Annotated in this window: 2 protein-coding genes; both read right to left on the bottom strand. The window is 52.6% G+C overall.

Going from position 1 to position 1,354, the window contains the following annotated elements; all coding sequences use genetic code 11:
* The coding region (locus tag PHU49_13530) for an FAD binding domain-containing protein (protein ID MDD5245029.1) at positions 1-448 on the bottom strand (448 nt) is incomplete at its 3' end.
* 78 nt (positions 449-526) lie between these two features.
* The coding region (locus PHU49_13525) for a hypothetical protein (protein ID MDD5245028.1) at positions 527-1,354 on the bottom strand (828 nt) is incomplete at its 5' end.

The raw sequence follows: 1,354 nt of genomic DNA, 5'->3' as shown, positions 1-1,354 counted from the left end.
GAAAGAAATCATCAAGATCCAGCTCCCGTGAGCCCTTTGGTCCTACGATGATTGCCCTCGCATCAAGGACAAGAAGTGGACAGGCGGTATCAGCGGAAGGGGCTGCATTGCAGATATTCCCCCCGATCGTGGCGACGTTCCTGATCTGACGTGAGCCGAGATGGGTCGTCGCATCGTTCAGGGCAGAGTAGCGTTGTTTGATATATTCATCCCCTTCGATTGCGCTATGCGTTGCAGCACTCCCGATGCGCAGCCCTTCCCGGGTGTCGATATGAGAGAGGTCGGTGATGTTCCGGAGCGAGATCATGCACCGGGGCGCGATCTTTTTCTGCCTGAGCATCACCATCACATCAGTCCCGCCGGCGATATACTGAGCGCCGTCGAGGGAGCCCATCAGCTTTATCGCTTCTTCTATGCTTTTTGGTTTGTAATACTCGTAGCCTTTCAATGGAACCTCCTTTTTGTTAGCATGGAGCGAAGGGCGGAGAGCATAGAGAAAAAGCTTTTGCACCCTGCCCTATGCGCTTTAATCTCGATTGTCAAAAACCCTCTTTGTCTTTCTCTCTGACCTCGGAAGCTCGCCATAGTTCATAACATCAACGTCGCAACTGACCATGATCTGCTTTTTGATCGCGTGTTCAATGTCTTTCCTGACGTGCTTGTCTTCTTCCTTGTCCTCTGAAAGACCCTTGGCGCGCTCAACCTTGATGAGCATATGGTCTTTACCGCTTTCCTTTCTGTAAAGGATGATCTGGTACTCGCTCCCTACCCCTTTCATCTTTGAAAGGATCTCGTCGATATGGCTCGGATAGATATTGACAGCCCTGAAGATGAACATGTCATCGGATCTGCCGAGCAGCCTGTCGTGCCTCGGCATGAGGCTTCCGCAGGGGCACTGGCCCGGCATGATCCTCGTAATATCCCTTGTCCTGTACCTGATAAGCGGTACCGCCTCTTTCCGCAAGGTTGTGACGACCATCTCGCCTTCTTCCCCTTCAGGAACCGGCTCCAGGGTTTCGGGATTGAGAAGCTCCAGTATATAATAGTCGGCCCAGTAATGGATACCCGCATGGTGTTTGCAGTCAAGCCCGGTTCCGGGCCCATAGAGCTCGGTCATCCCCGGGATATCATAGAGTTCCTCCGTCGACACGCCTGAAAGGTCGGAGATGCGTTTCCTCATGGCATCGCTGCTCCGCTCTGATCCGAATATCATCTTCTTTAAGGCGATCTTGCCGCGAAGACCGTTCTTATCTATCTCTTCAGCCATGAGAAGGCCCATGGAGGCAGTGCAGCACATGGCAGTGGTCTGAAAATCCTCAAGGAACTGAAGCTGCATATCGATATTCCCCGGACC

This window comes from Syntrophorhabdaceae bacterium, from assembly GCA_028713955.1.
Taxonomy (GTDB): Bacteria; Desulfobacterota; Syntrophorhabdia; order Syntrophorhabdales; family Syntrophorhabdaceae; genus UBA5609.
The sequence above is the reverse complement of the archived record's forward strand: the minus strand, read 5'-3'. Positions and strand labels throughout refer to the sequence as shown.